The organism is Pseudomonas sp. M1 (assembly GCF_022760135.1).
Classification (GTDB): domain Bacteria; phylum Pseudomonadota; class Gammaproteobacteria; order Pseudomonadales; family Pseudomonadaceae; genus Pseudomonas; species Pseudomonas citronellolis.
The window spans coordinates 1,209,447-1,236,203 of record NZ_CP094343.1; the positions used below are offsets into that span (position 1 = coordinate 1,209,447).

At 68.4% G+C, this 26,757-nt stretch carries 19 protein-coding genes and 1 pseudogene; 11 read left to right on the forward strand and 9 right to left on the reverse strand.

The window, feature by feature from the left end; genetic code table 11:
- The first annotated feature begins 37 nt into the window (after window positions 1-37).
- From ubiU to ubiT, 3 genes are read left to right on the forward strand one after another with little or no spacing between them, the layout of a single operon-like run.
- On the forward strand, window positions 38-1,033 hold the full coding sequence (gene ubiU, locus PM1_RS05425; RefSeq protein ID WP_009616097.1) for a ubiquinone anaerobic biosynthesis protein UbiU: 996 nt from the start codon (window positions 38-40) through the stop codon (window positions 1,031-1,033).
- A gap of 11 nt (window positions 1,034-1,044) precedes the next feature.
- Window positions 1,045-1,935, forward strand: a complete 891-nt coding sequence (locus PM1_RS05430) for a U32 family peptidase (protein WP_009616098.1) — start codon at window positions 1,045-1,047, stop codon at window positions 1,933-1,935.
- On the forward strand, window positions 1,929-2,405 hold the full coding sequence (ubiT, locus tag PM1_RS05435; RefSeq protein ID WP_009616099.1) for a ubiquinone anaerobic biosynthesis accessory factor UbiT: 477 nt from the start codon (window positions 1,929-1,931) through the stop codon (window positions 2,403-2,405). The genes PM1_RS05430 and ubiT overlap by 7 nt, the downstream gene beginning before the upstream one ends.
- Window positions 2,406-2,413: 8 nt before the next feature.
- On the opposite strand, the gene PM1_RS05440 is transcribed toward ubiT, so the two are convergent.
- The 3 genes from PM1_RS05440 to PM1_RS05450 all read right to left on the reverse strand — a co-directional run bounded on the left by PM1_RS05440 (window position 2,414) and on the right by PM1_RS05450 (window position 6,232).
- On the reverse strand, window positions 2,414-2,782 hold the full coding sequence (locus PM1_RS05440) for a putative zinc-binding protein (RefSeq protein ID WP_009616100.1): 369 nt from the start codon (window positions 2,780-2,782) through the stop codon (window positions 2,414-2,416).
- A 937-nt stretch (window positions 2,783-3,719) separates the two neighbouring features.
- Window positions 3,720-4,373, reverse strand: coding sequence for a two-component system response regulator NarL (narL, locus tag PM1_RS05445; RefSeq protein ID WP_009616101.1), 654 nt, complete (start codon window positions 4,371-4,373; stop codon window positions 3,720-3,722).
- Window positions 4,370-6,232: a histidine kinase gene (locus PM1_RS05450; protein WP_009616102.1), complete on the reverse strand. Its 1,863-nt coding sequence runs from the start codon at window positions 6,230-6,232 to the stop codon at window positions 4,370-4,372. The genes narL and PM1_RS05450 overlap by 4 nt, the downstream gene beginning before the upstream one ends.
- Window positions 6,233-6,405: 173 nt before the next feature.
- Between PM1_RS05450 and PM1_RS05455 the strand changes: the two genes are divergently transcribed.
- From PM1_RS05455 to moaA, 8 genes are all read left to right on the forward strand, one after another.
- Entirely contained in the window at window positions 6,406-7,707 is a 1,302-nt protein-coding gene (locus PM1_RS05455) for a nitrate/nitrite transporter (protein WP_009616103.1), read from the forward strand.
- Between the two features lie 12 nt (window positions 7,708-7,719).
- The gene (locus PM1_RS05460; RefSeq protein WP_009616104.1) at window positions 7,720-9,126 is read left to right on the forward strand and encodes a NarK family nitrate/nitrite MFS transporter; all 1,407 of its coding nucleotides are present in this window, start codon (window positions 7,720-7,722) and stop codon (window positions 9,124-9,126) included.
- Window positions 9,127-9,189: 63 nt separating this feature from the next.
- Window positions 9,190-12,969, forward strand: coding sequence for a nitrate reductase subunit alpha (locus PM1_RS05465; protein WP_009616105.1), 3,780 nt, complete (start codon window positions 9,190-9,192; stop codon window positions 12,967-12,969).
- An 11-nt stretch (window positions 12,970-12,980) separates the two neighbouring features.
- Window positions 12,981-14,516 carry a nitrate reductase subunit beta gene (gene narH / locus PM1_RS05470; RefSeq protein WP_009616106.1) on the forward strand — a complete coding sequence of 512 codons (1,536 nt, stop codon included), beginning with the start codon at window positions 12,981-12,983 and terminating at the stop codon, window positions 14,514-14,516.
- A 5-nt stretch (window positions 14,517-14,521) separates the two neighbouring features.
- Window positions 14,522-15,259: a nitrate reductase molybdenum cofactor assembly chaperone gene (gene narJ, locus PM1_RS05475; RefSeq protein ID WP_009616107.1), complete on the forward strand. Its 738-nt coding sequence runs from the start codon at window positions 14,522-14,524 to the stop codon at window positions 15,257-15,259.
- Between the two features lie 2 nt (window positions 15,260-15,261).
- On the forward strand, window positions 15,262-15,948 hold the full coding sequence (gene narI / locus PM1_RS05480) for a respiratory nitrate reductase subunit gamma (protein WP_009616108.1): 687 nt from the start codon (window positions 15,262-15,264) through the stop codon (window positions 15,946-15,948).
- A gap of 65 nt (window positions 15,949-16,013) precedes the next feature.
- Window positions 16,014-16,832 (forward strand): peptidylprolyl isomerase, encoded by an 819-nt coding sequence (locus PM1_RS05485; protein ID WP_009616109.1) that lies wholly within the window; start codon window positions 16,014-16,016, stop codon window positions 16,830-16,832.
- A 109-nt stretch (window positions 16,833-16,941) separates the two neighbouring features.
- The gene (moaA, locus tag PM1_RS05490) at window positions 16,942-17,931 is read left to right on the forward strand and encodes a GTP 3',8-cyclase MoaA (RefSeq protein WP_009616110.1); all 990 of its coding nucleotides are present in this window, start codon (window positions 16,942-16,944) and stop codon (window positions 17,929-17,931) included.
- Window positions 17,932-18,266: 335 nt separating this feature from the next.
- Here the strand turns inward: moaA and PM1_RS05495 are convergent, their stop codons facing one another.
- The 6 genes and pseudogenes from PM1_RS05495 to PM1_RS05520 all read right to left on the reverse strand — a co-directional run bounded on the left by PM1_RS05495 (window position 18,267) and on the right by PM1_RS05520 (window position 26,384).
- Complete coding sequence (locus PM1_RS05495; protein WP_009616111.1) at window positions 18,267-18,497, reverse strand: hypothetical protein; 231 nt, start codon at window positions 18,495-18,497, stop codon at window positions 18,267-18,269.
- Between the two features lie 647 nt (window positions 18,498-19,144).
- Entirely contained in the window at window positions 19,145-20,287 is a 1,143-nt protein-coding gene (locus tag PM1_RS05500) for an NAD(P)/FAD-dependent oxidoreductase (RefSeq protein ID WP_009616112.1), read from the reverse strand.
- 396 nt (window positions 20,288-20,683) lie between these two features.
- Window positions 20,684-21,193 (reverse strand): annotated as a pseudogene (locus tag PM1_RS31290) (methyl-accepting chemotaxis protein); the annotation flags it as partial.
- Window positions 21,194-22,969: 1,776 nt separating this feature from the next.
- Window positions 22,970-24,508, reverse strand: coding sequence for an ATP-dependent RNA helicase RhlB (gene rhlB / locus PM1_RS05510; protein WP_009616114.1), 1,539 nt, complete (start codon window positions 24,506-24,508; stop codon window positions 22,970-22,972).
- Between the two features lie 104 nt (window positions 24,509-24,612).
- Window positions 24,613-25,551, reverse strand: a complete 939-nt coding sequence (locus PM1_RS05515; protein WP_009616115.1) for a GGDEF domain-containing protein — start codon at window positions 25,549-25,551, stop codon at window positions 24,613-24,615.
- A 179-nt stretch (window positions 25,552-25,730) separates the two neighbouring features.
- The gene (locus PM1_RS05520) at window positions 25,731-26,384 is read right to left on the reverse strand and encodes an alpha/beta hydrolase (RefSeq protein WP_009616116.1); all 654 of its coding nucleotides are present in this window, start codon (window positions 26,382-26,384) and stop codon (window positions 25,731-25,733) included.
- Window positions 26,385-26,757: the final 373 nt, after the last annotated feature.

Below are 26,757 nucleotides of genomic sequence, written 5' to 3' on the forward strand. Positions count from 1 at the left end.
CCGAGGCGCGGCGGCCGTTCCATGCACAGGGGGAAGCATGCAACTGGTATGTCCGGCGGGCAGCCTGCCCGCCCTCAAGTCGGCGCTGCGCGAAGGCGCCGACGCCATCTACGTGGGTTTCCGCGACGACACCAACGCCCGCCACTTCGCCGGGCTGAACCTCGACGACCGCCAGCTGCAGGAGGGCCTGGGGCTGATCCGCGCGGCCGGCCGGCAACTCTACCTGGCGGTCAACACCTACCCCGGCGCCGCCGGCTGGCCGCGCTGGCAGCGGGCGGTGGACCACGCCGCCGAACTGGGCGTGGACGCGCTGATCGCCGCCGACTGCGCGGTGCTCGGCTATGCCGCGCGGCGCCATCCGGAGCTGGCGCTGCACCTGTCGGTGCAGGGCTCGGCGACCAACGTCGCGGCGCTGGCCTTCTACCACGAGCGCTACGGTATCCGCCGCGCGGTGCTGCCGCGGGTGCTGTCGCTGGCCCAGGTGCGCCAGGTGGCGGCGAACAGCCCGGTGCCGGTGGAAGTCTTCGCCTTCGGCAGCCTGTGCATCATGGCCGAGGGGCGCTGCCACCTGTCCTCCTACGTCACCGGCGAGTCGCCGAACCTCTGCGGCGTCTGCTCGCCGGCCAAGGCGGTGCGCTGGAGCGAGGAGCCCGAGGGGCTGACCTCGCGCCTGAACGAAGTGCTGATCGACCGCTACGCGCCGGGCGAGCCGGCCGGCTACCCGACCCTCTGCAAGGGCCGCTTCGTGGTCGACGGCCAGCGCTTCCATGCCCTGGAGGAGCCCACCAGCCTCAATACCATCGACCTCATCCCACAGCTGGCGCAGATCGGCGTGGCGGCGGTGAAGATCGAGGGCCGCCAGCGCAGCCCGGCCTATGTCGAGCAGGTCACCCGCGTCTGGCGCCAGGCGCTGGACAGCTGGCGCCGCGCGCCGGAGCGCTACCAGCCGCAGGCGCAGTGGCAGGCCGCGCTGGAGAAACTTTCCGAAGGCCACCAGACCACCCTGGGCGCCTACCATCGTTCCTGGCAGTGAGGGAAAGCCTGATGAAACTCAGCCTGGGGCCGGTGCTGTTCTACTGGGACCGCCGGACACTCCTGGACTTCTACGCGCAGATGGCCGAACAGCCGCTGGACGCCATCTACCTCGGCGAGACCGTGTGCTCCAAGCGCCGCGCCCTGTCGCTGGACGACTGGCAGGGCCTGGGCCGCGAGCTGGCGCAGCAGAGCGGGGCGGAAATCCTCCTCTCGGGGCTGGCGCTGATCGAGGCGGCCTCCGAACTGTCGGCGTTGCGCCGGCTGTGCGGCAACGGCGAGCTGCGGGTGGAGGCCAACGACATGGGCGCGGTGCAGATACTGCACGGCCTGGGCGTCGAATTCGTCGGCGGCCCGGCGCTGAACCTGTACAACGGCCATGCCCTGGCCGAACTGCACGGCTGCGGCCTGCGCCGCTGGGTGCCGCCGGTGGAATGCTCCGGCGAGCAGGTGCTGGCGGTGCTGGAGCAGGCCCGGGAGCTGGGCCTGGAGGACCTGGAAACCGAGGTGTTCGCCTACGGCCACCTGCCCCTGGCGTACTCCGCGCGCTGCTTCACCGCCCGCGCGGAGAACCGGCCCAAGGACGACTGCCAGTTCTGCTGCCAGAACTACCCGGAGGGGATGTCGATGCTCAGCCAGGAAGGCGCGCCGCTGTTCACCCTCAACGGCATCCAGACGATGTCCGGCGAGCCGGGCAACCTGCTGGCCGACTACGCCTCGCTGCGCGACTGCGGCGCCGACATGCTGCGCCTGAGCCCGCGGGCGCAGGGCATGGTGGAAGTGGTCCAGGCCTTCGACCGGGTGCGCCGCGGCGCCGCGCCGCCGCTGGCGGTGGAAGGTTGCAACGGTTACTGGCATGGCCGCCCCGGCATGCTGCGCAGCGATGAGGTGAACCTGTGCTGAATCTCGAAACCGGCGCCCTGCGCGCCGCCGAACGCCTGTTGCCGCTGGCCGCGCGGGTGCCCGCGCCGCTGCAGCGGGCGGTGCTGCAACGCGCCGCCAACCGCCTGTTCGCAGCGCCCCTGGCGGCTGGGGACTTCGACCTGCTGGAGGGCCACTGGCTGCGCCTGGAGGTGAGCGACCTGGGCCTGGGCTGGAACCTCACCCGCGGCCGCAACGGCCTGCAACTGGCCGAGGGCCCGGTGCCCAGCGTGACCATCCGCGGCGGCTGGCGCGACTTCCTGCTGCTGGCCGGGCGCCAGGAGGACCCCGACACCCTGTTCTTCCGCCGCCGCCTGGTGATCGAGGGCGACACCGAACTGGGCCTGGCGCTGAAGAACCTGATCGACAGCCTCGACCCCGACAGCCTGCCGCCGTGGCTGTGGAACGGCCTGCAGCGCGCCGCCCGCGGCGTGCAGGCGCAGCAGGCCTGAGGCGATGCTCAGGCGCTGCTGAGCAGGAGGAACTGCAGTTCCTCGTAGAGCATCTCGAAATCGTCGAGCGAACTGCTTTCGCCGTAGCGCTTGCGCAGCCCGTAGTCGGTGAGGGTGAGCGCGTGCGCCGGGATCACCCCATGGCGCGCCAGGCAGCCGCGCACGCAGTGCAGGTGGCAGCCGTCCAGGGCGAGGATCGGCCGGCCGGAGCAGGCCTTCTTCACCAGCGGCGGCACGTCGCCGCCGACGCCGGCGATGCAGGACATCTCCGCCAGGCCGTCGCGGTCCAGGCGCAGGGCCAGGTCGTTGGCCAACTGGGCCAGGTTGGAACAGCCGGAACAGGAATACACGAGGGGCAACTGGGACTTCGGGTGCATGACGACCTCCGCGCAGTGAGTGCGCAGTGTCCGGCGGCGGCCAGGCGCGGCGACATGACCTGCGTCAATTCGTGCTGACGGCTACTCCTGTGGAGGTATGAGGGTTTTACATGGGGCCCCGGATCGCGCCGGTATGTCCGGTTATCGCGGACAAGGTCCGCTCCTACGGAGGAGGAATACCGTACCTCCCGGTAACCTGTAGGAGCGGGCCCTGCCCGCGATTCGCGCGCAGGGCGCGCTCCTACAAGGGAGTGGCGTGGGTGGGGTGGCGTAGGAGCGGATCTTATCCGCGAATCGCGCCGTTGGTTCCGGCCATCGCGGACAAGGTCCTACGGTGCCAGGAAGCACGGCTTTTCGTAGGATGGCGTTGAGCGAAGCGATACCCATCACCACGGCAGCATGGGTATCGCAAGCTCAACCCATCCTACGAAGAGCACCTCGGCGCAAGACAGTTGCTCCTACGACCGTGCTTCCCGGGAGCGTAGGGCGTATAACCGTTCGCGGTTATACGCCAATTGTAGCGGGCCCTGCCCGCGATTCGCGCGCAGGGCGCGCTCCTACAAGGGAGTGGCGTGGGTGGGGCGGCGTAGGAGCGGATCTCATCCGCGAATCGCGCCGGTGGTTCCGGCCATCGCGGACAAGGTCCTACGGTGCCAGGAAGCACGGCTTTTCGTAGGATGGCGTTGAGCGAAGCGATACCCATCACCACGGCAGCATGGGTATCGCAAGCTCAACCCATCCTACGAAGAGCACCTCGGCGCAAGACAGTTGCTCCTACGACCGTGCTTCCCGGGAGCGTAGGGCGTATAACCGTTCGCGGTTATACGCCAATTGTAGGAGCGGGCCCTGCCCGCGAATCGCGCGCAGGGCGCGCTCCTACAGGGGAATGGCGTAGACGGGGTTGCGTAGGATCTTATCCGCGAATCGCGCCGGTCCTTCAACCCAGGCGGTTCTCCACCGCCCACACCGCCGCTTCCACCCGCGAGCGCATGCCCAGTTTGTGCAGCACGCGCTTGACGTGGACTTTCACCGTGCCTTCGGTAATGTCCAGCTTGCGGGCGATCATCTTGTTGCTGAAGCCCTGGGCGAGCTGGCGGAGGATCTGCCGTTCGCGGTCGGTCAGGTCTTCCAGGCGCTTGGGGTGTTCGTCGCCGCGCAGGGCCTGGGCCAGCACCTGGGTCAGTTGCGGGCTGACGCTGAGCTGGCCGGTGGCGGCCTGGCGGATGTGCTCCAGCAGGCGCTCGGGCTCCATGTCCTTGAGCAGGTAGCCGTCGGCGCCGGCGCGCAGCACGCTGATCACGTCGCCGCGGTCGTCGGACACGGTGAACACCACGATGCGCGCGTCCACCCCGTTCTCGCGCAGCGCGCGCAGGGTTTCCAGGCCGTTCATGCCCTTCATGTTGAGGTCCAGCAGGATCATGTCCGGGTCCAGCTCGGCAGCCAGGCGCAGGGCTTCCTCGCCGCTGCCGGCCTCGCCGACCACGCTGAGGTCGTCCTCGAACTCCAGCAGCTGGATCACCCCGCGGCGCATCATCGGGTGGTCGTCCACCAGCAGGATGCGGGCTCGATCGTCGGTGGGGCTGGCAGTCATGGGGTGGACTCCTCGCGCTGACGTTGGGACAGGGGGTGTGGCTGGAAGCTCAGGCTGACGCGGGTGCCGCGCGGCTCGCGCGGGGCGATGTGGAACTCGGCGCCGAGGGTCTGGCTGCGTTCGCGCATGATACTAAGCCCATAGTGGCCGTTGCGGTTCTGCGTTGGGTCAAGGCCCACGCCATCGTCCTCGATGCTGACCAGCACCTGGCCGTCCTCGTCCTCGGCCAGCACCACCCGCGCGCAGTCGGCGTGGGCATGGCGGACCACGTTGGACAGCGCCTCGCGGACGATCTGCAGCAGGTGGATCTCGTCGTTGGGGTTGAGCGGGATGTGCGCCAGGCGGTTGTCCAGCTCGATGGTCAGCTCGCCGCGCTCGGCGAACTCGCGCACCGTGTCCTCCAGCGCCACCGCCAGGCTGGAGCGCTCCAGGCTCAGGCGGAAGGTGGTGAGCAGCTCGCGCAGCTGGCGGTAGGCGCTGTTGAGGCCCTCGCGCAGCTCGTCCAGCGTCTCGTCGATCTTCTGCGCCGGCGCCTCGCGCTTGAGCAGGGTGCCCAGGCGGCTGACCTGGATCTTCAGGTACGACAGCGACTGCGCCAGCGAGTCGTGCAGCTCGCGGGCGATGGTGCTGCGCTCGGCGAACAGCGCCAGGCGGCTTTCCTGCTCCTGCTGCAGGGTCAGGGCGAAGGTGCGGGCGATGTTGTCGCAGAAGGCCGCGATGCATTGCGCCTGCCAGTCTTCCAGGCGCCCGCTGGCTTCCACGAACAGCTCGCCGAAACGGTGTTCGCCGCTGGCCAGGGGGAACATCAGCAGTGGTTGCAGGCCGCCGCCCTCGCCACAGCTGTCGGCCCGGGTGCGGCAGGTGCCGCAGTCGCCCTGCAGGCAGAAGTCGGCGATGGCGCCGCTGGGGGTCAGCGAGTTGTAGGCGCGCTCGACGCCGTCCTTGTTCAGGCAGAGGGTCACCTTGCCGGCCTGCAGCACCTGCTCCAGCTGGCCCAGCAGCGGGCGCAGGCTGCGCTCGTCGTAGGGGTCCTGGCCGAGGCGGCGGGCGCTGGCGTAGAGCAGTTCCAGGCGCTGGTGGCTGTGGGAGAGGGCGCGGGTCTTGTCCGCCACCCGCGCTTCCAGCTCGCCGTAGATGCCCTGCAGTTCCTCGGCCATCTGGTTGAAGCGCTCGCCCAACTGGCTCAGCTCGTCCTCGCCGCTGTAGCTGACGCGCGCCTCCAGCTGGCCGCGGCCCAGGCGGCGGGCGGTCTGCGTCAGCTCGCGCAGCGGGCCGACCACGTGGTAGCTGAGGTCGTAGAGGCTGACGAACACCACCAGCAGGCTGAGGAACAGGCACAGGCCCTGCACCGTGCTGAGCATCTGCGAGCGCTGCTCGGCGTTGCGCTGCAGGGTGCCGACGAAGGCGTCGATGTGCCCGACCAGGGTGTCGAGGGTGGCCAGGGCCGGGGTCTGGGCGACGTCCAGGCTGGCCAGTTCCAGGCGCAGCAGCTGGTGCTGGTGGCGCAGCGGGTCGTCGGCGTCGGCGCGTTGCAGCAGGCGCGCGATCTCGCTGCTTTCCAGGCGTTCGCCGAGGGTCCGGCGCAGCGCCTGGCGGCCTTCCGCCGAGGGTTCCAGGGCCAGGCGGTAGCTGAGCATGCGCAGCGAGCCGGCCTGGTTGATCACCGCCGCGTCCTGGTGCGAGTAGTCGGCGAACAGCAGGGCGCTGAACATGCCGGCCAGGGCCAGGGACACCAGCAGGGTGAGGTAGCAGCCGAAGCGCAGGACGATGGAGCGGCGCAGGGTCTGGCGGCTGGCGGGGGCCATACCTCCAAAGAACCGCTCGGCCGCATCAGGCTCCGAACGAGTACCTGTATTCATTGAAAAAACCTTTTAAATCAAAGTGTTGTGCATGAATTTCGACGATACCCATTTGTAGGTAGCGGCGCACATCTGCCCATGAAACGGCCCCGGGCTCATTGATCGCGGTCAACGGACGCGAAATGGGCTCTGCCTAACGTGCGGCCAACGGCATCGACGAATGAGTGTTGGCCATGGCATCGCATCGACAGAAACAGTACTCCGTGCTCGGCATGAGCACACTGGCGTTCGCCGTGAATTTCGCGGTCTGGACGATGTTCTCGATCATCGGTATTCGCATCAAGGCGGAACTGGGCCTGTCCGAGGCGCAGTTCGGCCTGCTGGTGGCGCTGCCGATCCTCACCGGTTCGCTGGTGCGCCTGCCCCTGGGGTTGATCACCGACCGCTTCGGCGGGCGCATCGTGTTCTTCATCCACATGCTGCTGGTGGCCATCCCCATCTACGGCCTGGCCTTCGCCACGCAGTACTGGCAGTACCTGGTGCTGGGCCTGTTCGTCGGCCTGGCCGGCGGCTCCTTCGCGGTGGGCATCGCCTACACCTCGGCCTGGTTCGAGAAGGAGCGCCAGGGCACCGCCATGGGCATCTTCGGCGCCGGCAACGCGGGCGCAGCCATCACCAACCTGGTGGCGCCGCTGATCGTGGTCGCCTTCGGCTGGCGCATGGTGCCGCAGGTGTACTCGGTGGCCATGCTGGTGACCGCGGCGCTGTTCTGGTTCTGCACCTGGAACGACCCGGCCCACGCCAAGGGCGGCGAGGCCGACGCCAGCCGCGCCCGGCCGACCCTGGCCAAGCAGCTGGCGCCGCTTGCCGAGCTGCGGGTGTGGCGTTTCGGCCTGTACTACTTCTTCGTCTTCGGCGGCTTCGTCGCCCTGGCCCTATGGCTGCCCAAGTACTACATCGCCGAGTACGGCCTGGACCTGAAGACCGCGTCCTTCATCACCATGCTGTTTACCCTGCCGTCGGGCCTGATCCGCGCCCTGGGCGGCTGGTTCAGCGACAGCTACGGCGCCCGCGCGGTGAACTGGGGCGTGTTCTGGGTGTGCCTGGTGTGCCTGTTCTTCCTGTCCTACCCGCAGACCACCATGACCATCCACGGCATCCAGGGCGACCTCAGCCTGGGCGTGGGCCTGAACGTCTGGCTGTTCACCTTCCTGGTGTTCGTGGTCGGCATCGCCCAGGGCTTCGGCAAGGCCAGCGTGTACCGCATCATCCACGACTACTACCCGCAGAACATGGGCACCGTCGGCGGCATGGTCGGCGTCATCGGCGGCCTCGGCGGCTTCTGCCTGCCCATCCTGTTCGGCTATGCCGCCGACCACATCGGCGTGCGTTCCTCCTGCTTCATGCTGCTGTTCGGCCTGACCATCGTCTGCATGGTCTGGATGCACTACGCGATCAAGCAGCAGCGCCGCCTCGACGGCCGGGCCCAGACGGCCGACGTCGACCTTTCCCCTCTGACTTCCAGCCAATCCTGACGGAGTGCCGACATGGGCATGATCGCCAATTCCCAACTCAAAGCCGCGCGGGGGCCCCTGCTGGTCGACTGGCGCCCCGAGGACTCGCAGTTCTGGGCGCAGTCCGGCAAGCGCATCGCCACGCGCAACCTGTGGATCTCCATCCCCGCGCTGCTGCTGGCCTTCTCCGTGTGGATGATCTGGAGCACCGTCACCGTGCGCCTGAACGCCGTGGGCTTCGCCTTCAGCAACGACCAGCTGTTCATGCTGGCCGCGCTGCCGTCGATCTCCGGCGCCACCCTGCGGGTGTTCTACTCCTTCATGGTGCCGGTGTTCGGCGGCCGCCGCTGGACCGCGCTGTCCACCGCCTCGCTGCTGATCCCGTGCATCTGGCTGGGCTTCGCCGTGCAGGATCCGCAGACGCCCTACTGGGTGTTCGCCACCATCGCCCTGCTGTGCGGCTTCGGCGGCGGCAACTTCGCCTCCAGCATGTCCAACATCAGCTTCTTCTATCCCAAGAGCCAGCAGGGCACGGCCCTGGGCCTGAACGCCGGGCTGGGCAACCTGGGCGTCTCGGTGATGCAGTTCGCCGTGCCCCTGGCGGTGGCCGGCGGCCTGTTCGGCAGCTTCGGCGGCGAGCCGCAGCAGCTCTCCGACAACGGCCGCCTGTGGCTGCAGAACGCCGGCTGGATCTGGGTGCCGTTCATCGCCGTGGTGGCCGTCGCCGCCTGGTTCGGGATGAACGACATCGCCGACGCCAAGGCCTCGTTCAGCGAGCAGTCGGTGATCTTCAAGCGCAAGCACAACTGGCTGATGTGTTGGCTGTACGTGGCCACCTTCGGCAGCTTCATCGGCTTCTCGGCCGGCTTCGCCATGCTCAGCAAGACGCAGTTCCCGGACATCAACCCGCTGCAGTACGCCTTCCTCGGCCCGCTGGTGGGCGCCCTGAGCCGGCCCCTGGGCGGCTGGCTGGCGGACAAGTTCGGCGGCGCGCGCATCACCCTGTGGAACTACGCGGCGATGATCGCCGGGGTGTTCGCGGTGATCGCCTTCCTCCCCGGCGACGGTGGCGCGGGCAGCTTCTTCGGCTTCCTCGGCGCCTTCATCGGCCTGTTCTTCTTCGCCGGCATCGGCAACGGCTCCACCTTCCGCATGATCCCGGTGATCTTCCGCAACGAGTGGGCCGCGCGCTTCAAGCGCGGCGGCTACAGCGAGGCCGAGGCAGCCCGGAACGCCAGCATGGAGTCGGCCGCGGTGATCGGCTTCTCCGCCGCCATCGGCGCCTTCGGCGGCTTCTTCATCCCCAAGGCCTTCGGCACTTCGCTGCACATGACCGGCAGCGCCGAGGGCGCCCTCTACGTGTTCGTCGCCTACTACCTCAGCTGCATAGTCGCGACCTGGTGGTGGTATGCGCGCAAGGGTGCGGAAAGCCCCTGCTGAGCCCCGTTTCGCGAGCCTGATTAGCGTTTGAACGCCCGGCGTAGACCGGGTGAGGAGATACAGATGAGTTACCTGCTCGACCGCCTGCAGTTCTTCAAGAAGAAACAGGGCGAATTCGCCGACGGCCATGGCGAGGTCTCCAACGAGAGCCGCGCCTGGGAGAACGGCTACCGCCAGCGCTGGCAGCACGACAAGATCGTGCGCTCCACCCACGGGGTGAACTGCACCGGTTCCTGCTCCTGGAAGATCTACGTGAAGAACGGCCTGATCACCTGGGAAACCCAGCAGACCGACTACCCGCGCACCCGCCCGGACCTGCCCAACCACGAGCCGCGCGGTTGCCCGCGCGGGGCCAGCTACTCCTGGTACATCTACAGCGCCAACCGCCTGAAGTACCCCAAGGTGCGCAAGCCGCTGCTCAAGCTGTGGCGCGAGGCGCGCGCCGCGCACAAGGACGCGGTGGACGCCTGGGCGAGCATCGTCGAGGACGCCGCCAAGGCGAAAAGCTACAAGAGCGAGCGCGGCCTGGGCGGCTTCGTGCGCTCCAGCTGGGACGAGGTCACCGAGATCATCGCCGCGGCCAACGTCTACACCGTGAAGACCTACGGCCCCGACCGCGTCATCGGCTTCTCGCCGATCCCGGCCATGTCCATGGTCAGCTACGCCGCCGGCGCCCGCTACCTGTCGCTGATCGGCGGGGTGTGCCTGTCCTTCTACGACTGGTACTGCGACCTGCCGCCGGCCAGCCCGCAGATCTGGGGCGAGCAGACCGACGTGCCGGAGTCGGCCGACTGGTACAACTCCAGCTACATCATCGCCTGGGGCTCCAACGTGCCGCAGACGCGGACCCCCGACGCGCACTTCTTCACCGAGGTGCGCTACAAGGGCACCAAGACCGTGTCCGTGACCCCGGACTACTCCGAGGTGGCCAAGCTCACCGACCTCTGGCTCAACCCCAAGCAGGGCACCGACGCCGCGCTGGGCATGGCCTTCGGTCATGTCATCCTCAAGGAATTCCACCTCGACAAGCCGCGCGCCTACTTCGTCGACTACTGCCGGCAGTACACCGACATGCCCATGCTGGTGCTGCTGGAGCCGCATGGCGAGGGCGCCTTCAAGCCGACCCGCTACCTGCGCGCCGCCGACCTCGACGGCCAGCTGGGCCAGGACAACAACCCCGAGTGGAAGACCATCGCCTTCGATGAAACCAGCGGCGAGCTGGTCTCGCCCACCGGCGCCATCGGCTACCGCTGGGGCGAGTCGGGCAAGTGGAACATCGAGGAGAAGGAAGGCGGCCAGGGCCGCGAGACGCGCCTGAGCCTGAGCCTGATCGACGGCCCGGAACACGCCTGCGAGGTGGGCTTCCCGTACTTCGCCGGCCAGCTGCACCCGCACTTCAAGGGCGTGGACAACGACGAGGTGCTGCTGCGCCGCGTGCCCTTCCGCGACATCCAGGGCGCCGACGGCAAGACCCTGCGCGTGGCCACCGTCTACGACCTGCAGATGGCCAACTACAGCGTCGACCGCGGCCTGGGCGGCGCCAACGTGGCCCGCGGTTTCGACGACGCCGACACCCCCTACACCCCGGCCTGGCAGGAGCGCATCACCGGTGTGCCGGCCGCCCGCGCCATCCAGGTGGCCCGCGAGTTCGCCGACAGCGCCGACAAGACCCACGGCAAGGCCATGGTCATCATCGGCGCGGCGATGAACCACTGGTACCACATGGACATGAACTACCGCGCGGTCATCAACATGCTGATGATGTGCGGCTGCATCGGCCAGAGCGGCGGCGGCTGGGCCCACTACGTCGGCCAGGAGAAGCTGCGCCCGCAGACCGGCTGGGTACCGCTGGCCTTCGGCACCGACTGGAGCCGCCCGCCGCGGCAGATGAACGGCACCAGCTTCTTCTACCTGCACAGCTCGCAGTGGCGCCATGAAAAGCTGTCGATGCACGAAGTGCTCTCGCCCCTGGCCGACAGCAAGCAGTTCCCCGAGCACGCGGTGGACTACAACATCCGCGCCGAGCGCATGGGCTGGCTGCCCTCCGCGCCGCAGCTGGACCGCAACCCGCTGCGCATCGCCGCCGACGCCGAGCGCGCCGGGCTGCCGGTGCAGGACTACGTGGTGCGCGAGCTCAAGGCCGGCAACCTGCGCTTCGCCAGCGAGAAGCCGGACGACGCGCAGAACTTCCCGCGCAACATGTTCATCTGGCGCTCCAATCTGCTGGGCAGCTCGGGCAAGGGCCACGAGTACATGCTCAAGTACCTGCTGGGCGCCAAGAACGGCGTGATGAACGAAGACCTCGGCAAGGCCGGCGGCCCGCGTCCCACCGAGGTGGACTGGGTCGAACAGGGCGCCGAAGGCAAGGTCGACCTGGTCACCACCCTGGACTTCCGCATGTCCTCCACCTGCATGTACTCGGACATCGTCCTGCCGACGGCCACCTGGTACGAAAAGGACGACCTCAACACCTCCGACATGCACCCCTTCATCCACCCGCTGTCGGCCGCCATCGACCCGGCCTGGGAGGCCAAGAGCGACTGGGAGATCTACAAGGCCATCGCGAAGAAGTTCTCCGAGGTCGCCGTCGGCCACCTGGGCGTGGAGCAGGACCTGGTCACCGTGCCGCTGCTGCACGACACCGCCAACGAACTGGCCCAGCCCTTCGGCGGCAGTGACTGGAAGAAAGGCGAGTGCGAAGCGCTGCCGGGCAAAACCATGCCCACCCTGCATGTGGTCGAGCGCGACTACCCGAACACCTACAAGAAGTTCACCTCCCTCGGCCCGCTGCTGGACAAGCTGGGCAACGGCGGCAAGGGCATCGGCTGGAACACCGAGAAGGAAGTGAAACTGGTGGGCGATCTCAACCACCGCGTGCTGGAGCCGGGCGTCAGCCAGGGCCGGCCGCGCATCGAGAGCGCCATCGACGCCGCCGAGGTGATCCTCGCCCTGGCCCCGGAAACCAACGGCCAGGTGGCGGTCAAGGCGTGGAACGCGCTGGCCAAGATCACCGGGCGCGAGCACGAGCACCTGGCGCTGCCCAAGGAAGAGGAGAAGATCCGCTTCCGCGACATCCAGGCGCAGCCGCGCAAGATCATCTCCAGCCCCACCTGGTCGGGCCTGGAAGACGAGCACGTGAGCTACAACGCCTGCTACACCAACGTCCACGAACTGATCCCGTGGCGCACCATCACCGGCCGCCAGCAGTTCTACCAGGACCACCCGTGGATGCAGGCCTTCGGCGAGGGCTTCGTCAGCTACCGGCCGCCGGTCAACACCCGCAGCACCGACAAGCTGTTCAACAAGAAGCCCAACGGCAACCCGGAGATCACCCTGAACTGGATCACCCCGCACCAGAAATGGGGCATCCACTCCACCTACAGCGACAACCTGCTGATGCTCACCCTGTCGCGCGGCGGGCCGATCATCTGGCTCAGCGAGCATGACGCCAAGCGCGCCGGCATTGAGGACAACGACTGGGTCGAAGTCTTCAACGCCAACGGCGCCGCCACCTGCCGCGCGGTGGTCAGCCAGCGGGTGAAGGACGGCATGGTGCTGATGTACCACGCCCAGGAACGCATCGTGAACGTGCCCGGCAGCGAGACCACCAAGACCCGCGGCGGCCACCACAACTCGGTGACCCGCGTGGTGCTCAAGCCCACCCACATGATCGGCGGCTACGCCCAGCAGGCCTGGGGCTTCAACTACTACGGCACCGTGGGCTGCAACCGCGACGAGTTCGTGGTGGTGCGCAAGATGAACAAGGTCGACTGGCTCGACGAGCCGGAACATGGCGGCCTGGGCGGTGACGCCCTGCCGCAGCCGCTGCCCCGGGACATTTGAGGAGAGACGCCATGAAAATTCGTTCGCAAGTCGGCATGGTGCTGAACCTCGACAAATGCATCGGCTGCCACACCTGCTCCATCACCTGCAAGAACGTCTGGACCAGCCGCGAAGGCATGGAATACGCCTGGTTCAACAACGTCGAGACCAAGCCCGGCATCGGCTACCCGAAGGAGTGGGAGAACCAGCAGAAGTGGAAGGGCGGCTGGGTGCGCAACGCCGACGGCTCCATCGTCCCGCGCATCGGCGGCAAGTTCCGGGTGCTGGCGAACATCTTCGCCAACCCCGACCTGCCGGAGATCGACGACTACTACGAACCCTTCGACTTCGACTACCAGCACCTGCACACCGCGCCCAAGGCGCAGCACCAGCCGGTGGCGCGGCCGCGCTCACTGATCAGCGGGCAGCGCATGCAGAAGATCGAATGGGGCCCGAACTGGGAGGAAATCCTCGGCACCGAGTTCGCCAAGCGGCGCAAGGACAAGAACTTCGACCAGGTCCAGGCCGACATCTACGGTGAGTACGAGAACACCTTCATGATGTACCTGCCGCGCCTGTGCGAGCACTGCCTGAACCCGGCGTGCGTGGCGTCCTGCCCGAGCGGGGCGATCTACAAGCGCGAGGAGGACGGCATCGTCCTCATCGACCAGGACAAGTGCCGCGGCTGGCGCATGTGCATCAGCGGCTGCCCGTACAAGAAGATCTACTTCAACTGGAAGAGCGGCAAGTCCGAGAAGTGCATCTTCTGCTACCCGCGCATCGAGGCCGGCCAGCCCACCGTGTGCTCGGAAACCTGCGTGGGGCGCATCCGCTACCTTGGCGTGCTGCTCTACGACGCCGACCGCATCCATGAAGTGGCCAGCTGCGCCGACGAGCGCGAGCTGTACCAGAAGCAGCTGGAAATCTTCCTCGACCCGTTCGACCCGAAAGTGATCGAGCAGGCGCACAAGGACGGCGTGCCGGACAGCGTCATCGAGTCGGCGCAGAAGTCGCCGGTGTACAAGCTGGCCATGGACTGGCAGCTGGCCCTGCCGCTGCACCCGGAATACCGCACGCTGCCGATGGTCTGGTACGTGCCGCCGCTGTCGCCGATCCAGAACGCCGCCGCCGAGGGCCACATCGGCAGCGACGGGGTGATCCCGGACGTCGAATCGCTGCGCATCCCCGTGCAGTACCTGGCCAACCTGCTCACCGCCGGCGACACCGCGCCGGTGCTGCGCGCCCTCAAGCGCCTGCTGGCGATGCGCGCCTACAAGCGCGCCGAACAGGTGGAAGGCAAGCAGGACCTGGACGTGCTGGCCAAGGTCGGGCTGAGCGTCAGCCAGGTCGAGGAGATGTACCGCTACCTGGCCATCGCCAACTACGAGGACCGCTTCGTCATCCCCACCGCGCACCGCGAGGAGGCGCTTTCCGACGCCTTCGCCGAGCGCTCGGGCTGCGGCTTCAGCTTCGGCAGCGGCTGCTCGGGCAACTCCGGCGTGAACCTGTTCGGCGGCAAGCCGGTGGATCGCCGCAACGTCATCCAGACCGTGCAGATCCAGGAGTGACGACCATGAACAGCCACAGCCATAGCCAACTGCTCAAGCTCTGCGCGCTGCTGCTGGACTACCCGCGCGCGGAAGTGCGCGAGGAAAGCCTGGCGCTGCACGCGCTGATCCGCACCAGCGATCTGCCCGAAGTGCAGCGCGACGGCCTCGCCGCGCTGCTCAACGAACTCTGCCAGGGCGACCTGCTGGACGTGCAGGCGCGCTACGACGGCCTGTTCGAACGTGGCCGCTCGGTCTCGCTGCTGCTCTTCGAGCACGTCCACGGCGAGAGCCGCGACCGCGGCCAGGCCATGGTCGACCTGCTGCACCGCTACAACGCCGCGGGCCTGGCCATCCACGTCAACGAGCTGCCGGACTACCTGCCGCTGTACCTGGAGTTCCTCGCCCTGCAGGACGCCGAGGGCGCGCGCGTCGGCCTGGCCGAGGTGGCGCACATCCTCGCCCTGCTGGCGACGCGCCTGGACGAGCGCGGCAGCGCCTACGCGGCGGTGTTCCACGGCCTGCTGGAACTCTCCGGCGAGCGCCCGGACCTGGCCGGGCTGCACCGCGACTGCGAGCAGGAGGCTCGCGACGACAGCCTGGAGGCGCTGGACAAGGCCTGGGAGGAAACCCAGGTGAGCTTCGGCGAACCCGCCGCCGGCTGCCCGTCGAACCCGCGGCAGCCCTCCAGCGCCCTCGAACAACCCCTGCAATGGGTCGCCCAGCCGGTGCCGCCGCGCCGGGTGGCCAGCCAAGGAGCCTGATCATGTCGTTCAATACCCTGCTGTTCGGGGTCTACCCCTACGTCGCCCTGTTCATCTGCCTGGTGGGCAGCTGGGCGCGCTTCGACCTGTCGCAATACACCTGGAAGGCCGGCTCCAGCCAGATGCTGAGCAAGAAAGGCATGCGCGTGTACAGCAACCTGTTCCACGTGGGCGTGCTGTTCATCCTCGCCGGCCACTTCGTCGGCCTGCTGACGCCGCACGCGGTCTACGAGCACCTGATCAGCACCGAGCACAAGCAACTGCTGGCCATGGTCTCCGGCGGCTTCTTCGGCGTGCTCTGCTTCATCGGCCTGACCGGGCTGATCCTGCGCCGCCTGACCGACGCCCGGGTGCGCGCCACCGGCAACGCCTCGGACCTGATGATCCTGCTGGTGCTCTACGCCCAGCTGATCCTCGGCCTGTCCACCATCGTCGCCTCCACCCACCACCTGGATGGCTCGGTGATGGTCATGCTGGCCGACTGGGCGCAGTCGGTGGTCACCCTGCAGCCGCTGGCCGCGGCCGAGGCCATCGCCCCGGTGTCGCTGGTCTACAAGCTGCACGTGATGCTCGGCCTGACGCTGTTCGTGCTCTTCCCCTTCACCCGCCTGGTGCACATCGTCAGCGCCCCGGTGTGGTACCTGGGCCGCCGCTACCAGGTGGTCCGCCAGAAGAGCCGCGCGGCCTGAACAGTCGCGCCAACCCACTGGGCGGATAACCGTTCGCGGTTATCCGCCGCCCGAAGGTGAACCCCATGAGCTGCTCCCACTACGAAAACCGCGTCGAACACGTCGAGCTGCCGAAGCTGGCGGTCAACGGCATCGCCATCGACGCCGACGAACTGGCCCGCGAACTCCAGTACCACCCGGCCACCAGCCACGCCGAGGCGCTGCACGCCGCCTGCCGCGCGCTGGTGGTGCGCCAGCTGCTGTTGCAGCGCGCCGACGCGCTGGGCATCAGCGCCGAGGCGGAGGAGGGCGAGGCGCCCGAGGAAGCCCGCATCCGTGCCCTGGTCGAGCGTGACGTAGGGACACCCGAGGCTGACGAAGCCAGCTGCCGGCAATGGTACGAGGCCAACCCCGGCCGCCTGACCAGCCCCTGGCGCATGAGCCTGCGGCACATCCTGCTGGCCTGCGCCCCGGACGACCTGGAAGGCCGCGCCAAGGCCCGCGAACAGGCCCTGGCCCTGCTGGAAGAGCTGCGCCAACAGCCCGAGCGCTTCACCGAAAAGGCCATGCGCTTCTCCGCCTGCCCGTCGAAGGACGAAGGCGGCGACCTGGGCTGGATCGAGCCGGGCCAGACCGTGCCCGAATTCGAGAAACGCCTGCTGCGGGAAACCCCCGGCCTGCTGGCCCAGCCCCTGGAAAGCCGCTACGGCCTGCACGTGGTCGAACTGCTGGCGCGCGAAGGCGGCGAACCGTTGCCCTTCGCCGAAGCCCGCCCGCGCATCGCCGCCTACCTGCGCGCCCAGGTGCTGCAGCGCGCGGTCAGCCAGTACATCGCCGTGCTGGCCGGCGAGGCGCACATCGAGGGCTTCGCCTTCGACGCCGCGGACTCGCCGCTGGTGCAGTGAGGCGGCGGAGTTTATCGCCGCACTGGACAGCCCCCTCTCCCTTCAGGGAGAGGGTTGGGGAGAGGGCCGGATCGTCCGCCTTCGCCAACGCATCAACCGGAGCACCCACATGTCCGACTGGATCGACGGCCAGGGCCGCAAGATCGACTACCTGCGCCTGTCGGTGACCGACCGCTGCGACTTCCGCTGCGTCTACTGCATGGCCGAGAACATGCGCTTCCTGCCACGCCAGCAGGTGCTGACCCTGGAAGAGATCGAGCGCGTCGCCCGGCTGTTCGTCGAACGCGGCGTGCGCAAGCTGCGCCTCACCGGCGGCGAGCCGCTGGTGCGCCCCGGCATCGTCGGCCTGTGCGAACGCCTGGCGGCGCTGCCAGGCCTGCGCGAACTGTGCATGACCAGCAACGGCTCGCAACTCGTCCGCCTGGCCGGCGACCTGCGCGCCGCGGGCCTGACGCGCCTGAACATCAGCCTCGACACCCTGGACCCGCAGCGCTTCCAGGCCATCACCCGCACCGGCCGCCTCGACCAGGTGCTGCGCGGCATAGACGCGGCGCGGGAGGTGGGCTTTTCCGGGATCAAGCTCAACTGCGTGGTGATGAAGGGGCGCAACGCCGACGAGGTGCCGGCGCTGGTGGACTACGCCATCGCCAACGAACTGGACATCAGCTTCATCGAGGAAATGCCCCTGGGCCAGGTCGGCCGCGACCGCGAGGAGAGCTTCTGCTCCAGCGACGAAGTGCGCGCACTGATCGCCGAGCGCTTCGAACTGCTGGACAGCGCCGAACACAGCGGCGGCCCGGCGCGCTACGTGCGCCTGGCGCAGCACCCGCGCACGCGCATCGGCTTCATCTCGCCGCACTCGCACAACTTCTGCGCCACCTGCAACCGCCTGCGCCTGACTGCCGAAGGCCGCCTGCTGCTGTGCCTGGGCCACGAGCACTCCGTGGACCTGCGCGGCCTGCTGCGCCGCTACCCGCTGGACGACGGCCCGATCCTCGACGCCCTGCACGCTGCCCTGCAACGCAAGCCCGCCCGCCACGAATTCAGCACCGGCGGCGATGTGCAGGTGCTGCGCTTCATGAACCTCAGCGGCGGCTGAGCCAAAGTAAAGAACGCCCCTCGTAGGATGGGTTGAGCGAAGCGATACCCATCACCCCGGCCCGATGGGTATCGCAAGCTCAACCCATCCTACGGTCGTGCTTTTCCGTCCCGCAAAGAAAAGGCCCCGGCGAAATGAGCGGTTCGCTGGGGCCTGGGCGCATGTCTGCGCTGGATAACCGTGGTTGGAAAGGCAGATCATCTCGTCTGGCGGTCCCTCCATATGGCTGTCGTTGCAAGTCAGACTAGGCCAGCGCCGGGGCACTGACATCCCTCGTAGGGGGTAGTCCGCCCGGGGCGAAAGAGAGTGCGGCGACGTTATCCGCCGCCTGGCGTTCAGCGCGGGTTGCTGGAGGAGCCGCCGCCGAACAGGCCGCCGAAGATGCTGTTGACCAGGCCGAACAGGCCACCGACGATCGGCAGGTTCTGCAGCACGTTGAACACGCCGCCCAGCAGGCCGCCGGACTGCGAGCCGGAAGTGCCGAACAGGTCGCCCAGCATGCCGAAGAGGAAGCCGCCGGCTACCTGGTCGATTTCGTTTTCGTTGAGTACTTTCAGATCGTTCATGGCTGTCTCTCGCAAGCAGGAAAGGGATCGGCCCGGGATGGGCCAACCCGCATTCTCCCGGCCACCGCGCAGGCGGGCCATTCGGGATGGGCGCGCCGGACGGTGGGAAACGTCCGGTGTGCGCGGACATGGCCACGCGGAAGGGGCTGTCTTCGCGTGCTCGCGTACGGTGCTTGCCGGCGGCTGTGTGTGCCAGGCTGGCTCCGCTCCCTCACCCCAGCCCTCTCCCAAAGGGAGAGGGGGCCGCTCGGCGTCGGCGAGAAGTTCGGCGTCACCCTGTAGGAGCGGGCCCTGCCCGCGAAATCGCGCGCAGGGCGCGCTCCTACAATGGGGAGGGGGGTACGGAGGGGGCGGGCTCCGTTGCCCTCACCCCAGCCCTCTCCCAAAGGGAGAGGGGGCCGTTCGGCGTCGGTGGGAAGTTTGGCGTCAACCTGTAGGAGCGAGCTTGCTCGCGAACGGTGCTTGCCGGTGGCTGTGTGTGCCAGGTTGGCTCCGTCCCCTCACCCCAACCCTCTCCCAGAGGGAGAGGGGGCTGCCCGGCGTCGGCGGGAAGTCCGGCGTCAACCTGTAGGAGCGGGCCCTGCCCGCGAATCGCGTGCAGGGGAATGCCACGGCTGGTGCGGCGTAGGGCGGATAACCGTTCGCGGTTATCCGCCGCTTGACCTTGGCTTTAGCCGCGCCGGAGCCAGCCCGTCCGCACTCAGCCCATGGCGCACCAGCACCTCGGGCAACTCGTCGGCACGGATCAGCGCGGCGCTGGCCTGACCCATGGCCGCCGAGGTCTGGATGCCGTAGCCGCCCTGGCCGGCCACCCAGTAGAAACCGGGCGCCTGCGGGTCGTAGCCGGACACCAGCTCGCCATCGGCGAAGAACGAGCGTAGCCCGGCCCAGGTGTGGCTGGGGCGGCGGATGCTGAGCGTGGTGTGTTCCTCGATGCGATGGATGCCCAGGGCGATGTCCAGCTCTTCGGGCTGCACGTCGTGGGGCTCCACCGCGTCGGCGTTGGCCGGCGAGCCGAGCAGCAGGCCGGCGTCGGGTTTGAAGTAGAAGGACTCGTCCAGGCTTACCAGCACCGGCCAGGCATGACTGTCCACGCCTTCGGGAGGGGCGAAGAGAAAAGCCGCGCGGCGCTTGGGCTGCAGGCCCAGCGGGGCGACGCCGGCGAGTTCGGCCAGCTTGTCGCACCACGCGCCAGCGGCGTTGACCAGCACGGGGGCGCGGTAGCTCTGCTGGGCTGTGCGCACTTCCCATTGGCCGTCGATATAGGCCGCGGCGAGCACCTCGCTGTCGAACTGCACGCTGCCGCCGTTGCGGCGGATGCCGCGCAGGTAGCCCTGCAGCAGGGCGTCGGTGTCGATGTCGGCGGCGCTGGGGTCGTACAGCGCGCCGTGGACCTTCTCGCGGCGCAGCACCGGGACCATGGCGTAGGCCTCGTCGGCGTCCAGCAGGCGCATCTCCGGCACGTTGGCGCGGGCGCTTTCGAACTGGCGGCGCAGTTCCTCGGCGTCGCCCGCGAAGTCCACGATCAACTCGCCGCGCGGGCTGAGGATCGGGTGCTCGGCGAAGCCCTCCGGCGGGGCGTCGAAGAAGGCCCGGCTGGCGGCGGTCAGGGCGCGTACCTGGGGCGTGCCGTAGGCCACGGTATACAGCGCCGCCGAGCGGCCGGTGGAGTGGTAGCCGGCGTGGGATTCGCGTTCGAGCACGGCGACCTTGCCGTGGGGCGCGAGGAAGTAGCCGGTGGAAGCGCCGGCGATACCGGCGCCGATGATCAGGAAGTCGACCTCGGTCATGGGCGTCTCTGCGTCAGGCGGGTGGCCGCGGGCGGGGGAAGGGTGATGGGCATGCCGGGGCTCCGGGATGGATGATTTTTCCATTCTGGAATTTTGGGGGTGGGGCGGCAAGGATGGAGGGCTCTGGCGGGGTTCGGCGTCAGCCTGTAGGAGTGGGCTTGCTCGCGAATGGTGCTTGCCGGTGGCGGCTGTGTTTCGGGTTGACTCCGTTCCCTCTCCCCAGCCCTCTCCCTGAAGGGAGAGGGGGCAGTCCGTGCCGAGAGACGGCTAGGTTTCATCCGGCAGCTTTCGGCGTTGCCGGCTAACTCCAGAGCACCAGCGTCTGCCCAACGGTCCCCTCTCCCTTCAGGGAGAGGGAAAGGCGTTGAACCAAGCCGCCGACGTTTCCGGTGAGTGCTAGAGCTGAAACTGCGCCACCAACGCCTCCTGGCTCCCAGCCACCTTGCGCAGGTGCTCGCCACAGTCTCGGGTGTGCGCGGCGGTCTTGCGGTTTTCCGCGGTCATGTCGCTCAGGCGGTGCATGTGCTGGTTCACTTCCTGGGTGGTGGCCGCCTGCTGTTCGGCCGCCGCGGCGATCTGGAAGGCCATGGCGTGCACGCCCTGCAGGGATTCGTCGAGGGCGCCGAGGGAGTCCAGCACCGCCTGGGTGTTGTGCTCCAGGGTGCGCGCCTGTTCGCTGGCGCCGCCCATGCTGGCCTGGGCCTGGGTGGAGGAGTCGCCGAGGGCGCCGACTATGGTGACGATCTCGTCGGTGGCGCTGCGGGTGCGCTGGGCCAGGCTGCGCACTTCGTCCGCGACCACGGCGAAGCCGCGGCCGGCGTCGCCGGCGCGGGCGGCTTCGATGGCGGCGTTCAGGGCCAGCAGGTTGGTCTGCTCGGCGATCGAGCGGATCACCTCCAGCACCGAGTTGATCTGCTGGCTGTCGCCGGCCAGGGCCTGCACCACCCGGTCGGCGTCGCGCAGGCCGGCGAGCAGCTGGTCCTGGCGGCCGATCATGCGCTGCAGGGTGCCCTGCATGGTGACGAAGGCCTCGCGCGCGGCCGCGCTGCCGTCGGCGCTGCGGCTGGCGCTGCCGGCGATTTCCTGCACGGTGGCGGCCATCTGGTCGACGGCGCTGACCACCATTTCCAGGGCTTCCTGCTGCTGGTCCAGGTGGCTGCTGGTGCGTCCGGCGGCGTCGAGGATGTCGCCGCTGGCGTCGCCCACCGCCTCGCTGGCCTGGCGCAGGCGCTCGACCACCTGGCGCCAGGCCGCGGCCATCTCGTGCAGGGCCTGCATCAGGCCGCTGGCGGCATCGGCGCCGCCGGCCAGCTTCAGCTCGCCGTTGGCCAGGCGCTGGGCCAGGGCCGCCATGCTCGCCGGTTCGCCGCCCAGCGGGCGCATCACGCTGCGGCTGACCAGCCAGGTGCCGGCGGCCACGCCGGCGAGGGTCAGCAGGCCCAGCACCAGCATCTGCCACATCAGCTTGCGCACCGGGGCGAAGGCCTGGTCCTGGTCCATTTCCGCCACCAGCGCCCAGTGCAGGCCGTCGAGGTTCAGCGGCACGAAGGACTTCAGCGCCGTCGCGCCGCTCAGGCCGGGCTCGGTCAGGCGTCCCTGCTCGCCGGCCAGGGCCTTTTCGCTGGCCTGGCCGGGGAGGGCGGCGGGCGCGTCGCCGGCGCGGCGCACGCGATGGTCGGCGAAACGCGCCGAGTCCGAACGCAGGCGCCCGTCGCCGCCCACCAGGTAGGTCTCGCCGGCCTCGCCCAGGCCCTGGCGGCTCTGCATCACGTCGTTGATCGCCTTCAGCGGCAGTTCCAGCACCAGCAGCAGCTGCAGCTTGTCGTGGTCCTTGATCGGCGCGGCCAGCCATTGCACCGGTTGCTTGTCGTCCAGGGCCGGCTCCAGGTCGCTGATGCTCGCCTTGCCGCTGCCCAGGGCGCCGCGGACGAAGCGCCCGAAGGGCGTGTCGCGCCATTGCTCGGCGTTCATGTTCTGCTGGTAGTCGGCGCCGCGGCCCAGGCTGAAGACCACGCTGCCGTCGCTGGCCACCAGGCGCAGCTCGCGGTAGCCGAAGGTCTTGGTGAAGTTCTCGAACACCGGGCGGTCATAGTTGGCGGTGGTGACCAGCGCCTCGCTCTCCAGCCCCGCGTAGTTGGCGCCGAGGTTGCCGGCCAGGCTGCTGAGCTGGTCGTGGCGCGCCTGCCAGGCGTCCATCAGCTGCCGCTGCTTGATGCTGGCCACCGCCTCCAGGGCGTTCAGGCTCTGTTCTTCGAGGGCGCGGCTGGCCTGGTGGTAGACCACCATGGCCATGACCAGCACCGGGATGAGGCCGATGAGCAGGAAACTGAGGGCGAGCTTGGCGCGCAAGGGCATGGGCGGGATTCCGAAGGCTTTTCTGAAGAGCGTCGTAAAAAATTCTGCAATAAGCGTGCAAATTTATTTACGAACGTAAACAAAATCGATCAGGCCGTTCGTTTATCTGCTCGGCTATCAGCCCCGGGCCCAGGCAGGACGATGGCCGGGTGCCATTGTTTGGTGGGGAGAGGGGAGGCGTCGTCCCGGCGGACCCGGCGGGACGAATGGGGCGTTGCGCACCGCGCCGGTGCGTCACCGCGCTCGCCTGGCGTCACCGGGCGTAACGCCGGCGGAAACGAAAAAGGCGAAGCCCGTGGCTTCGCCTTTTTCCGTTTCGCGCGGGGATCAGTGCTTGCGCGGCACCGGCTTGAGCAGCTCGGCGGGCGGCATCTCGCAGGTGATCTTGCGGCCCAGCAGCTCTTCGATCGGCGGCAGGGCGAAGGCGTCGTCCTCGCCGGCGAAGCTGATCGAGGTGCCGGTGCTGCCGGCGCGGCCGGTACGGCCGATGCGGTGCACGTAGTCGTCCGGGTCTTCCGGCAGGGTGAAGTTGATCACGTGGCTGATGGCTTCGACGTGGATGCCGCGGCCGGCCACGTCGGTGGCCACCAGTACGCGGATCTTGCCTTCGCGGAAGCCTTCCAGGACCTTGATGCGCTTGTGCTGCGGCACGTCGCCGGACATCTGCGCGGCGCTGATGCCGTCCTTGGTCAGGCGTTCCTCGATGCGGCGGACCTCGTCCTTGCGGTTGGCGAAGACCATCACGCGGGTCCAGTCGTTCTGCGCGATCAGGTTGTACAGCAGCTTGTACTTGTCGCTGCCGGCCACGGCGTAGACGTGCTGCTCGACGGTGTCGCTGGCGACGTTCTCCGGCTCGATCTCGACGATGGCCGGGTCCACGGTCCACTGCTTGGCCAGGTTCATCACGTCGTCGGTGAAGGTGGCGGAGAACAGCAGGGTCTGGCGCTCGCCCTTGTACGGGGTCTGGCGGATGATCTGGCGGACCTGGGGGATGAAGCCCATGTCGAGCATGCGGTCGGCCTCGTCCAGCACCATCACCTCGACCATGTCCAGGTGCACCTCGCCGCGCTGGTTGAAGTCCAGCAGGCGGCCGGGGGTGGCTACGAGAATGTCGCAGTAGCGCGATTCGAGGGTCTTGAGCTGCTTGTCGAAGTCCATGCCGCCGACGAAGCTCATGACGTTCAGCCCGGTGTACTTGGCCAGGCCCACGGCGTCCTTGGCGATCTGCACCACCAGCTCGCGGGTCGGCGCGATGATCAGCGCGCGCGGCTCGCCCATGTAGCGTTCCTTGGGCGGCGGCGTCTGCAGCAGCTGGGTGATGATCGAGATGAGGAAGGCGGCGGTCTTGCCGGTGCCGGTCTGGGCGCGGCCGATGGCGTCCTGGCCCCTGAGGGTGAAGCCCAGCACCTGCGCCTGGATCGGCGTGCAATAGGGGAAGCCGAGGTCGTGGATGGCGTGCATCAGCCGCGGGTCGAGGTTGAAGTCGTGGAAGCGCGTCTTGCCTTCGGCCGGCTCGACCACGAAGTCTTCCAGCTTCCAGTTGTCCACAACCTGCGCCTTGGGCTTGCGCTCGCGGCGCGGGCGCTCGGTCTTCTCGGTTTTTTCGCGCGGCGGCTTGTCGGTGCGCTCGGCCTTCTCCGGGCGGTCGCCGCCGCGGTCCTGGCGTTCGCCGCGCGGCTTGTCGCCCTTGGGCGGGCGCGGCGGCTTGTCGTTGCGTTCGCCTTCGGGGCGGGGAGCGCGCGGCTTGCGCGGGCGCTGTTCGCCGTCCTGGCTGGCGGCTGCGGGGGAGGAGGGGGCTGGGGTGGGCGTTGCGGCGGGCTGCTCGCCCTCGCCCTTGCCGAAGATTTTCTTGAGTGCCTTGAGCACGGTGATCTCGTAGTGGTTAAGGATTGAACGGCCGCCAGTGTAAAGCAAGTTGCCAGCCAGGCGAAATCCGTGCGTTGGGGGCGTCGGCCAAAGCCTGCCGTGGATCAGCCGCAGAGGCGGTTGCGGCCGTGCTGCTTGGCCCGGTACAGGGCCTCGTCGGCGCGCCGCAGCAGGCCCTGCAGGCTTTCCTGCAGGTGCATCTCGGCCACGCCGAGGGACACGGTGACGCCGGGCAGGGCGCCCAGCGGGGAATAGAAGGAGTCGATCTGCTCCAGGCTCATGCGCAGGCGCTCGCCGATGGCGCGGGCCTCGTCCAGGCTCACTTCCGGCAGCAGGATGACGAATTCCTCGCCGCCGAAGCGCGCCATGCTGTCCTTGGGCCGCAGCTGGCTGCGCAGGGTGTGGGCCACCAGGCAGAGGGCGTAGTCGCCGGCCAGGTGGCCGTGGCGGTCGTTGTAGTCCTTGAAGTGGTCGACATCCAGCATGAGCATCGCCAGCGGCTGCTCGTTGAACGCGCAGCGGGTGCTCTCGCGCTCGTAGACGTGCTCCAGCCAGCGCCGGTTGAACAGCCCGGTGAGGGTGTCGATGTTGGCGTTCTGCTCGGTGTTGAGGATGATCCGGTTGCCCTGGCGCACCCGCGCGCAAAGCATCTCCAGCAGGTTCTGCATCAATTGCGGGGAGTGCTCGAACAGGCTCAGCAGCGCCTCGCGGTGCAGGCGCAGCACGCGGGTGGCCTCGGTGGCCACCACGTAGGCCGACGGGTGGTCATGGTCGATGAAGCTGATTTCCCCGGCGCAGTCGCCGCTGCCCAGGGTGGACACCGGGGAGTTGTCCAGGGAGCCGAGGTAGACCTTGAGCTGCCCTTCGAGCACCAGGTAGAGGAAGTGGTTGCGGTTGAAGGGCGAAAGCAGGACCTCGCCGGCCTCCAGCTCCAGCGCGCGGAATTCGTTGAGCAGCCGCTGCAAGGCGGTCCCGGCGACGTTCTGGAACAGCCGGAGGTGGCGCAACTGCTGGATATCCTGCTGCCACTGTGTCGGCTTCATGGCTGAGGGGGCTTTCGACAGGTTCCGCTGAGGGGCACGACGACTCTCCGTAGTCTGGTTCGTCCTTCGGGAACTTCAGTATTAATGACTTTTGCGTACTGGCAATTCGCTGGCGTGGTGGACCGACCAGCGGTCGGCCCAGCCTGACGACTATCCCGCGAGAGGCCCGCAATGCGCCGTCACAGGCGCTCGCGCAGCCAGGCAGCGATGTCGGCGATCTCCTGGTTGCTGACTTCGTGGGCCATGGGGTAGTCGCGCCACTGCACGGCCACGCCCTGCCGCAGGAGGAAGTCGTAGGCAGCGCGGCCCATGGCGGGCGCCACCACGTCGTCGTAGGTGCCGTGCAGGCACAGCGCCGGCTGCTGCTTCTTGGCCTCGGGCAGTTGCAGGTCGTCGTCGAAGGTCGGGCCATAGGTGGACAGCGCCATGACCCCGCCCAGCTCGCCCGGCCAGCGCAGGTAGCCGGTGTGCAGCACCACCGCGCCGCCCTGGGAGAAGCCGGCCAGGACGATGCGCCGCTGCGCGATGCCCTCGGCCAGCTGGCCCTCGATCAGCGCGATCACCGCGTCGGCCGAGGCGTCCAGCTGCGCCTCGTCGATGGCCCGGGCCGGCGCCATGGCCTTGATGTCGTACCAGCTGGGCGCCGGCATGCCGTTGAACACCGTCACCGGGCGGGTGGGCGCCTGGGGCAGGATGAAGCGGGTGCGCGGCAGGACCTTCTGCAGCATGCGCGCCACCGGCTCGAAGTCGTAACGGTCGGCGCCCAGGCCGTGCAACCAAATGACGCACGAGTCGGCCGGCTGGGTGGGTTCGAGTAGCAGGGGTTGGCTCATCGGGGGCTCCAGGATGGGGCATGTGCGCCGCAAAGGCGCGCACACCGGAAAAAGGATCGGCGAATCTGCGAAAAGGATGTCGCTTTGCCATAACTTATCGACTTGACCTTCGCCGAAACGGGGGGCGGGAGGCATTCTGGTACGGCCCTTGCTAACTCAGGCACCAGGCTGCGATCCGTCCCGCCGGCGTAACACTCTATCCGACCCCCATCCGGAAACCAGTGCCGTCGGCGGGGCGGGCAGCCCATTGAACAGGCCGCCAAGGTGAGGGCGGCCCCCGCAATACGTCCGGCTCGCGTCATCCGCGAGCGGGGCAGCCTGGGCGGCGAAGCGGACGTATCCGCAGAGCCGGCTAGACTGACCTAAGGTTTCC